This window comes from Clostridium sp., assembly GCF_051654825.1.
Lineage (GTDB): Bacteria > Bacillota > Clostridia > Clostridiales > Clostridiaceae > Clostridium.
Genome location: NZ_JBOFYU010000169.1, coordinates 1 through 9,881, shown reverse-complemented (window position 1 = coordinate 9,881; position 9,881 = coordinate 1). Strand labels below are relative to the sequence as shown.

The 9,881-nt window shown below is 30.3% G+C and carries 8 protein-coding genes and 1 pseudogene; 2 read left to right on the top strand and 7 right to left on the bottom strand.

Translation table 11 applies throughout. The annotated features are described in order from the left end of the window. The 5 genes from ACRDBA_RS10100 to ACRDBA_RS10080 all read right to left on the bottom strand — a co-directional run. The coding region (locus tag ACRDBA_RS10100) for a 6-phospho-beta-glucosidase (RefSeq protein WP_438572799.1) at window positions 1-1,034 on the bottom strand (1,034 nt) is incomplete at its 3' end. A 128-nt stretch (window positions 1,035-1,162) separates the two neighbouring features. Beyond that, complete coding sequence (locus tag ACRDBA_RS10095; RefSeq protein ID WP_438572798.1) at window positions 1,163-2,473, bottom strand: PTS sugar transporter subunit IIC; 1,311 nt, start codon at window positions 2,471-2,473, stop codon at window positions 1,163-1,165. A gap of 23 nt (window positions 2,474-2,496) precedes the next feature. Next, a complete protein-coding gene (locus ACRDBA_RS10090) occupies window positions 2,497-2,805 on the bottom strand; it encodes a PTS sugar transporter subunit IIB (RefSeq protein WP_438572797.1) in 309 nt (102 codons plus the stop codon). A 323-nt stretch (window positions 2,806-3,128) separates the two neighbouring features. Continuing rightward, entirely contained in the window at window positions 3,129-3,839 is a 711-nt protein-coding gene (locus ACRDBA_RS10085; protein WP_438572796.1) for a GntR family transcriptional regulator, read from the bottom strand. A 118-nt stretch (window positions 3,840-3,957) separates the two neighbouring features. Further along, window positions 3,958-5,079 carry an aminopeptidase gene (locus ACRDBA_RS10080; protein ID WP_438572795.1) on the bottom strand — a complete coding sequence of 374 codons (1,122 nt, stop codon included), beginning with the start codon at window positions 5,077-5,079 and terminating at the stop codon, window positions 3,958-3,960. A 175-nt stretch (window positions 5,080-5,254) separates the two neighbouring features. Here ACRDBA_RS10080 and ACRDBA_RS10075 point away from each other — a divergent pair, with 175 nt between their 5' ends. After that, window positions 5,255-6,052 (top strand): TIGR00266 family protein, encoded by a 798-nt coding sequence (locus ACRDBA_RS10075; RefSeq protein WP_438572794.1) that lies wholly within the window; start codon window positions 5,255-5,257, stop codon window positions 6,050-6,052. A 371-nt stretch (window positions 6,053-6,423) separates the two neighbouring features. Then, on the top strand, window positions 6,424-8,655 hold the full coding sequence (gene pflB, locus ACRDBA_RS10070) for a formate C-acetyltransferase (protein WP_438572793.1): 2,232 nt from the start codon (window positions 6,424-6,426) through the stop codon (window positions 8,653-8,655). 57 nt (window positions 8,656-8,712) lie between these two features. On the opposite strand, the gene ACRDBA_RS10065 is transcribed toward pflB, so the two are convergent. Continuing rightward, window positions 8,713-9,396 carry a glycosyltransferase family protein gene (locus ACRDBA_RS10065; RefSeq protein ID WP_438572792.1) on the bottom strand — a complete coding sequence of 228 codons (684 nt, stop codon included), beginning with the start codon at window positions 9,394-9,396 and terminating at the stop codon, window positions 8,713-8,715. A gap of 2 nt (window positions 9,397-9,398) precedes the next feature. After that, window positions 9,399-9,881: pseudogene (locus tag ACRDBA_RS10060) on the bottom strand (hypothetical protein); the annotation flags it as partial.

The window sequence follows — 9,881 nt, the reverse complement described above, 5'->3', positions numbered from 1 at the left end:
ATATCTCTAATAGCACCATTGTTTAAAGTATTTACAACTTGTATATCTTTTTTATCATTGTAAATTGAGCTTATTAAGTTACATGCTGCATCACTATAGTAAGCTCCACCTCTCTTTTCTAATTGTGGTGGTTTTATTTCTAAGTTAGGATCCTTGTAAAGCTCAAATAAATCATCTTCAAGAGCCTTAACAGTTTCCCCTCTTGTTTTTCCTTCTTTAAATTGCTCTAACTCTTCAGCAAGCATTTCATTATTTTTATAATAATATTTGTGGTATGGACAAGGAATTACACCTAAACTTCTAATAAAGTCAGCATTAAATGGAATGTCTTTAATATTTTGCATTGTAATTGAAGCATTTACAAACTTCTCTACAGCTTCTTCACTAACATCTTTTCCATCTAATCTAGTGTTTAATCCATATACCATATGGTTAAGTCCAGCAAAATCCATTTCAATTCTATCTGATTCTACCCCAAACTCTTTTGCAATACCATTTTTCATTCCTATTGGAACATTACATAACCCCATATATCTCTTAAAGTTTGTATATTTAAATACTGCTTCAGTTATTACACCTGTTGGATTTGTAAAGTTTACTAACCATGCATTTGGACATAACTCTTCAATATCTTTAATTATATCTAAAACTACTGGTACAGTTCTTAATGCCTTAAATAATCCACCTGCACCGTTTGTTTCTTGACCTATAACTCCATGAGATAATGGAATTCTTTCATCTTTAATTCTTGCATTTAATAAACCAACTCTTAATTGAGTAGTAACGAAATCTGCATCTTTTAAAGCTTCTCTTCTATTTAAAGTTAAGTGAATCTCCATATCCACTCCAGCTTTTTTAACCATTCTCTTAGCTAAGTTACCTACTGTTTCTAACTTATCTTTTCCTGCTTCTATATCAACTAACCATAATTCTCTTACTGGCAATTCATTATATCTTTTTATAAATCCTTCTACTAATTCTGGAGTATAACTTGATCCTCCACCTATAGTAACAATTTTAATTCCTTTTTTCATTTTTTTCACCTTCCAATTACTTAATTTTATTACGAATAAACTACTTCTTTTGTTATTGAAATTTCTTCCTATCGTTGTGATATATAAAAAGAGAGAATTTAATCTCTCTTTTTTTAACTCTTAAAGTATTATACTAATTCTCTTTTTGCTTCCATTTTTTCAGCTGCATATACGAATGGTAAGTAAATTAATATACCTACAACTATGTTAACTGCTGCTAAAGCTGCACCTGACCAGTGACCAGTTGCTAAGAACCCACCTATTATTGGAGGTGTAGTCCATGCCATCTTAGTCATTATAACCGGATGTACGAGTCCACTTGCTATGGACATATATGATATTGCCGTTGTTACTAATGGAGCAAGTATAAACGGAATTCCGTAAACTGGGTTTAATACTATTGGTAAACCAAATATTACTGGTTCACTTATATTAAATATTGCTGGAGCTAATCCTAAAGCAACCATATCTCTTCTTCTCTTACCTGCAATTGCTATTGCAATTAATAAACCAATTATTAATCCTGAACCACCCATATATACAAATGCATCATAGAAAGGTCCTGCTAAAACATTTAAATCACTTAATGGAGCACCTTGCTCTAAAAGTGCAGCATTTTCTGCTCCTAATTTTGTTAAAAGTGTTTCTGTTATAGGCATTGCAATGTTTGCACCATGTAAACCTACAAACCATAACCCATGTACAAAGAATGCTATAATTAATGCACCTGGTAATGAATCTGTTACACCTGAAAGTGGAATACCTACATATTTATTAATTAAATCTGTTAAGAATTGTCCATCTGCTATTGTTCTTATTACTAATCCTATTATTGCAAATACAAGTACTGTTAACATACCTGGTATAAGTTTAGCAAAAGATCTTGAAACTGCTGGTGGTACACCATCAGGCATTTTAATAGTTAATTGTTTTACCTTACCTAATTTAACAAAAAGTTCTGTTGATAAAATACCAACTATAATAGCTGTAAATAGTGCTGTTGTTCCTAAGTATCCAATTGCCATGAATCCCCAACCTGTAACTTCAGCTGCTCCTTCTGGAACAATTGTTGCAGTTTGTGGTGCTAAGAAGAAGAAAATTGCTGTAGCTATCATAGCAGCTTGAAGACCATTTTCATCATATGACTTAGCTAAGTTGTATGAAACACCTATTACTAGTAATAATGCCATAATAGCTAGTGTTCCCCACCAAATATCAGCATTTACCGCTTTAATTTGTTGTCCAAATGTATTTTCTACTAAGAAGTTTTTTAACCCTTCAAAAGGCATATTATTTATTAAAGTTGCAAAAGATCCTATAATCGTTAAAGGTATCATTGCTATAAAAGCATCTCTTACAGCAACTAAGTGTCTTTGAGCTCCAAGCTTTGCAGCATAAGGAACAATGTACTTATCCATAAAGGCCATAAATTTATCCATTTTAAAGTCCCCCTAAATTTGTTTTATTCACCTTTTAATTCTAATGCTCTATCTAAAACTGCGTTACCGTCACATCTTCCATAATGCATCATGTTTATAACTTCTACTGGAATTCCATGAGGTTCTGCTAATCCTTTAGCCTTAGTTAAAACATATCTTACTTGTGGTCCTAATAATAAAACATCACATTTGTCGATTTCAGTAGCTAAGTTAACTTCAGAAATAGCCCATATTTGTGCTTCTATTCCTCTTTCCTTCGCTGCTGCTTCCATTTTAGTAACTAATAAACTTGTTGACATACCTGCTGAGCAAGCTAACATAATTTTTAACATCTTTATTACCTCCGAAATTTATATTGTGTATTCGTTTTCTGTATCTTATGTATACATACTATCTTAATTGTATATACATTTCAAGTACTTTTTTTATTTTTTTATATATTTTTTTATACACTTACAATTTACTCTTCCTAACACCTGTATTTATGCCACCTCCACAACTTGTATATACATTATTTTTTTATAAGCTTCTTATGTTTATATAAAATAAATATATAATTTTCACTCAATTATATATTGTTCATTTATTTAATCCTTATACTTTTAAATAAAAAAATTCTATAGATTTTAATATTTTAAAATCTATAGAATTAAATCTAATTTACACTTTGATTGTGCATTGCTTTTAAAGTTAACTTATATCCATAATGATATGTATGCGAATATTCAAATGCTTCTCCGGTCTCTAAAACAGCTACTTGTTCTATATGAAGAAGAGGCGCCTCACAATCAAGCTTTAGCAACTTAATTAATTCCTCATTTGCTATTATTGCTTCTACTTCACGACTAGCATATGAAATACTATATCCACATTCCTCAATATATTTATATAAAGAGCTACAATCATCTCTTTTTAAATTTGGAAACATCTTAACTGGCATATAGGTAATCATATAAGAAACAGGTTCACCTTCTGCATATCTAACTCTTTTTACTTCCCATACATTTTCTCCAATTTCTAAATTTAACTTATCTTTAATAAAATCATCTGATTCCATTACTGTAAATCCTTCAAGGCTTGTAGTAATATTAAAACCTCTACTTATCATTTCATTAGTATAACTTCTCATAGCCCCTATATTATCAGATATTCTATTTCCTAAGACTATGCTTCCAATACCTCTTTTTCTAGTTATATATCCTTCTTTAACTAAATTATTAAAGGCAGATCTTACTGTCATTCTAGTTACATTAAACTCTTCACTAATTTGATTTTCTGATGGTAGCAATTCTCCAGCCTTTATTTTTCCTGAATCTATCAAGTCCTTTAAATACTTTTCTATTTTTCTGTACATTGGTTCACTCATTACAAAGCTCTCCTTAAATTATTATTTAAATATATTCTATCATTATAATACTACTATTTAAAGTTTCACATTATATATTATATACATTAAATTCAATTGTATATACATTTAATTAATTTTATTCTTTAGTAAGTACAGCTTCAATAAAGTTACCATTTTCATAAAACAGCTCACCATCAGCATAAATTTTCCCATCATCTCTCATATCACAAAGCATATCCCAATGTAGTGAGGACTTATTTTTCCCACCTGCTTCTGGCATTGAATCTCCTATTGCCATATGAATAGTTCCACCTATTTTTTCATCAAAAAGCATATTTCTAGTAAAGTTTTTAATTCCATAATTTGTTCCTATTGCAACTTCACCAAAATAACATGCGCCTTTATCTGTTTCCAATAAGGCTCTTAGTAAATCTTCTCCTTTTTCTGCTGTAGCCTTGACAACCTTACCACTTTCAACATGTAATTCTATACCTTCAATTTCCTTCCCTGAAAAAATACCTGGGAAAGAAAATGATATATGTCCATTTATAGAATCTTCAATTGGTGATGTAAAAATTTCTCCATCTGGGAAATTTTCTTTTCCATCACAATTAATCCACTTTCTCCCCTTTATTCCTACTTTAATATCAGTTCCCTTAGATATTATATGTAGCTCTGACTTTTTATCTAGGTATTTAACCCACTTTTCTTGTTCCTTACTTATTCTTTTCCATTCAGCTACTGGGTCTTCTAAATCTAACAAACCTGCTCCATAAACAAAATCTTCATAATCAGACATACTCATAGATGCTTCTTGAGCATCTGAATAAGTAGGATATTGAGTTCCACACCATCTTAATGTTCCATTTCCACATCTAGATGAATATATTTCTCTCCACTTTGAAGAACCAACTTGTGCTTGCTTTATTTTATCAGAATCTATATTACTTAATACTCTTGTATTTCTTCCACCCCATGCTGTTAACCAAACATCTGCTTTTTCAAGTAAGGTTTCATATATTAAGTTACCACTTTTTAATTGTCCCTCATTAGCATATTTAAGCTTTACTTCCTTTACCTCATCAGATTCTAACATATATTCAATATTTGCCCCTGCCTTTGTAGCTTCTTTTACAACTTCAATAACCCAAGGAGTAGCTACTTCTTCTGCACAAACAAATACAAAATCACCTTCTTTTATTTCTGTCGAATAATTAACAAGTAATTTTGCTAATTTATTTAATCTTTTATCAGCCATATTATATTCCTCCATTTCTAAATTCTTACTACAGTATACCATTTTAAAAATTCAGGTACAATTTAATATCACCTAATTATTCATTGTATGGAATAATTAGGTATATAATATATGTATATACTTAATAAAAATGATAATGGAAGTTAAAATGCTTCCTATTATAAGGAGGATTTTTATGATATCTCATGATATTGAATATAAACTGTATGGAGATGATATGCAGTTTGTAGAAATTGATTTAGATCCAAAGGAAAGTGTTATTGCTGAAGCTGGTGCAATGATGATGATGGATACCAACATAAGTATGGAAACTATTTTAGGAGATGGAAGACATAAGGATAATTCAAGTTTTTTAGGAAAGCTTGGCCATGCTGCTAAAAGAGTAGTAACAGGTGAAAGCTTATTTTTAACATCATTTACTAACAATGGCTTTGCTAAAGAAAAGGTGGCATTTGCATCTCCTTATCCAGGTAAGATAATACCTATAGACCTATCTTATTATGGTAATAAAATAATTTGCCAAAAGGATTCATTTTTATGTGCTGCAAGAGGTGTTTCTATAGGAATAGATTTTAAAGGAAAGCTAGGAACAGGCTTTTTTGGTGGCGAAGGATTTATATTACAAAAGCTTGAAGGTGATGGTCTTTGCTTTATACATGCTGGTGGAACAATAATAAAGAAGGAGCTTTCCTCTACTCAAACTTTAAAAATAGATACAGGTTGTCTAGTTGCCATGACTAAGGATGTTAAATATGATATTCAATTTGTAGGAGGAGTTAAAAATGCCTTATTTGGTGGCGAAGGATTATTTTTTGCTACATTAAAAGGGCCTGGTGAAGTATGGATACAAAGCTTACCTTTTAGTAGACTTGCCTCTAGAGTATTTGCTGCTGCACCTCAATACGGAAATGCTTCTAAGGATGAAGGAAGTATCTTAGGTTCTTTAGGGAATATATTTGAAAGTAAATTTTAATTTAAAATCTCCAGAGAAATTACTCTGGAGATTTTTTTATTTTTTATGTAAGTTATTAAACAAGTCATTTAAAAACTTTTCACATTCATCAATTACCTCATCATCTACTTCTTTCTCAGAATATTTACTTTTTACATTCTTCTCTTTTTCTTCCATTTGCAATCCACCTTTCTTTTTTATCAATTTTCTTATTTAGTATTCCCAAATTCATAATTTTTTACTTGCAAATTTTTCATATAAATGTTATATTATTCTTGTAAATAATAATTATTAATTAATAATTATTTTTCTAAAAATTATTAATTTTTAGAATTTACTATATATTTATAATATTAGTACTTTATAATTTATAAAAAAAGGAGTTCTTAGATATGAGAAGTGAATGGAACAATTTTAAAAGTGGACAATGGACTAAAAACATTGATGTAAGAGACTTTATCCAAGCTAACTATAAAGAATATAAAGGGAATTCTGAATTCTTAGCTGGCGCTACTGATGCTACAACAAAGTTATGGGATGACGTAAGCGAATTATTAAAGAAAGAAAGAGATAATGGTGGAGTTCTTGATGTAGATACTCATACTGTTTCAGGAATAAATGAATACCAAGCTGGATATATAGACCAAGCTTTTGAAAAAATAGTTGGTGTTCAAACTGATGCTCCATTAAAGAGAGCTGTTATGCCTCAAGGTGGAATTAGAATGGCAGAAGTTGCTGCTAAATCATACGGATATGAAGTAGATAATAGAATATCAGAAATATTCTCAAAGTATAGAAAAACTCATAACCAAGGTGTTTTCGATGCTTATACAGATGAAATGAAATTAGCTAGAAAATCAGGTATAGTAACTGGTCTTCCAGATGCTTATGGTAGAGGAAGAATCATAGGTGACTACAGAAGAGTTGCTTTATACGGTGTAGATAGATTAATAGAAGATAGAATGGCTCAAAAGAAAAGCTTAGAAGTTAATTGTATAGATGAAACTGTAATAAGAGATAGAGAAGAGCTTTCAGATCAAATCGTTGCATTAAAAGAGTTAAAAGGTTTAGCTGCAACTTACGGATTTGATATATCAGCTCCTGCTACTAATGCAAGAGAAGCTATCCAATGGTTATACTTTGGATTCTTAGGTGCAATAAAGCAACAAAACGGTGCTGCAATGTCACTTGGAAGAACTTCTACTTTCTTAGATATATATATAGAAAGAGATTTAGAAGCTGGATTAATTACTGAAGAAGAAGCTCAAGAATTAGTTGACCATTTCGTAATGAAATTAAGACTAGTTAAATTCTTAAGAACTCCAGAATACAATGATTTATTCTCAGGAGATCCTACTTGGGTTACTGAATCAATAGCCGGTATGGGATTAGATGGTAGAACTTTAGTTACTAAGAACTCATTCAGAATTCTTAACACACTTTACACTTTAGGACCATCACCAGAACCAAACCTAACTGTATTATGGTCAACTAGATTACCTCAAGGATTCAAAGATTTCTGTTCAAAGGTTTCTATTGATACAAGTTCAGTACAATATGAAAATGATGATTTAATGGCTCCATACTGGGGAGATGATTATGCTATCGCTTGTTGTGTATCAGCAATGAGAGTTGGTAAGCAAATGCAATTCTTCGGTGCTAGAGTTAACTTAGCTAAAACTTTACTTTACACTATAAACGGTGGTAGAGATGAAAAGAGCGGAGTTCAAGTTGGACCTAAATTAGCTCCAATAACTAGTGAATACCTTGACTACAATGAAGTTATGGAAAAATTTGAAATAATGACAGATTGGTTAGCTAACCTTTATGTAAATACTTTAAATGTAATTCACTATATGCATGATAAATACTCATACGAGTCATTACAAATGTCTTTACATGATAAAGATATATTAAGAACTATGGCTTGTGGTATTGCTGGTCTTTCAGTATGTGCTGACTCATTATCAGCTATTAAATACGCTAAAGTTAAACCAGTAAGAAATGAAGAAGGAATAGCTGTTGATTTCGAAGTTGAAGGAGACTTCCCTAAATACGGAAATGACGATGATAGAGTTGATGATATTGCAATCTTCTTAGTAGAAAATATGATGAAGAAAATAAGACAAAACAAGACTTATAGAAATGCATACCACACTCAATCAGTATTAACTATTACTTCAAACGTTGTTTATGGTAAGAAAACTGGTACTACTCCATGTGGTAGAAAAGCTGGAGAACCATTTGCACCTGGAGCTAATCCAATGCACGGAAGAGATAACAGTGGTTCATTAGCATCATTAAACTCAGTTGCTAAATTACCATATCAAGAATCACAAGATGGTATCTCAAATACTTTCTCAATAATTCCAGATGCTTTAGGAAAAACTCCTGAAGATAGAATTACTAACTTAAGTGCATTAATGGATGGATATTTCGGAAACAATGCTCATCACTTAAACGTTAATGTATTTAATAGAGAAACTTTATTAGATGCTATGGATCACCCAGAAGAGTATCCACAATTAACTATAAGAGTATCTGGTTATGCTGTTAACTTTATCAAATTAACTAGAGAACAACAATTAGACGTAATAAATAGAACATTCCACAAAACAATGTAATATATAAAATCCATCTAGGTTTTCCTAGATGGATTTTTTGTTTACTGTAGCTTTTATTTAATTATCTACTTTAACCAATATGCTATTTTTGTAATAATTTATATATATATTTCTATATTTTTCAAACTCATTTGCTCCAGAACCTTTGCTACAATCATGAATACACCAAGCTTTATTTTGCTCTACTACCCCTACTTTATATCCATTATTAATAAATTCTGTGCATTGTGCTATGTCATAGAAGTATCCTTTGTCAAAGAAGTCATCTCTCCATTTAATATCATATTGAGAAACCATTATTAACCCATCAACTGTTTCAACCTCTTCAAATCCATTATTAACTTCTTTAAATGAAAGTAAGCTTATTCTTCCTGTGTGACAATCATAAACTTGTCCTACTAATTTTTCTGCTTCCCACCATATAGCATTATCAGGTAACTTCTTAGCTCCACATACTCCTAATAAACCTAATGTATCATCCTTTTCAAAAGTATCTATTAAATTGTATATGAATCTTTTATTTATTATTAAAACATCCTCATGTATATATACCTTGTACTTTGCATTAGAACTTCTCATTCCTATATTGTAAGCCTCACATAGGTTTTCAGTGTTTTTTATAGTTTTTATATCTAAAGTAACCCCCTCAGGAATATCTAAATTATCTATATAAAACTTACACTCATCAAAGGCATCTTCGTTGTTTACAACTACAATAAAACAAATATTTTTTTCATCCATATCTATAAACTCCCAAAATTAATTGTATTTTCTACACCTCTTTTTAGTGCTTCCTTTTCTAATATATCTAAAACCTTTTCTTTATTTATAATACTATTTCTTATTATTTCAGATAAATAACAGATAAACTCACTAGTATTTTTATAATATAAATTAAAAATCCAATTTAAACTTCTTTCAATATCTAAATCATTATCTATTCTCATTATCTTATATTTAAATTTTTTAATCTCTGATTCTTTTAATCTAGGCATTATCACAGTTTTATTAGCTTTTATAATATATTCACTAATGGCATATTGCTGCCTTTGAATTTCTGATGACTGTTTACATAAAATTTCTATTAATTCTTGCTCTTTTTCACTTAAGTTAGTCTTTTTTTCCTTTATACTCATAATACTTAAGTTACTCATACTAAACATTTTGCAAATTTCTTCTAAAGTGAAAAATCTTAGGTGCTTTCTATCTAATATTCCACCTTCTCT

What these genes read in the sequence shown, in the direction of transcription:
- ACRDBA_RS10075 (WP_438572794.1), top strand. Translation starts at nt 5,255, where the DNA reads ATGATATCTCATGATATTGAATATAAACTGTATGGAGATGATATGCAG.
- pflB (WP_438572793.1), top strand. Translation starts at nt 6,424, where the DNA reads ATGAGAAGTGAATGGAACAATTTTAAAAGTGGACAATGGACTAAAAAC.
- ACRDBA_RS10085 (WP_438572796.1), bottom strand. Translation starts at nt 3,839, where the DNA reads ATGAGTGAACCAATGTACAGAAAAATAGAAAAGTATTTAAAGGACTTG.
- ACRDBA_RS10090 (WP_438572797.1), bottom strand. Translation starts at nt 2,805, where the DNA reads ATGTTAAAAATTATGTTAGCTTGCTCAGCAGGTATGTCAACAAGTTTA.
- ACRDBA_RS10095 (WP_438572798.1), bottom strand. Translation starts at nt 2,473, where the DNA reads ATGGATAAATTTATGGCCTTTATGGATAAGTACATTGTTCCTTATGCT.
- ACRDBA_RS10080 (WP_438572795.1), bottom strand. Translation starts at nt 5,079, where the DNA reads ATGGCTGATAAAAGATTAAATAAATTAGCAAAATTACTTGTTAATTAT.
- ACRDBA_RS10065 (WP_438572792.1), bottom strand. Translation starts at nt 9,396, where the DNA reads ATGGATGAAAAAAATATTTGTTTTATTGTAGTTGTAAACAACGAAGAT.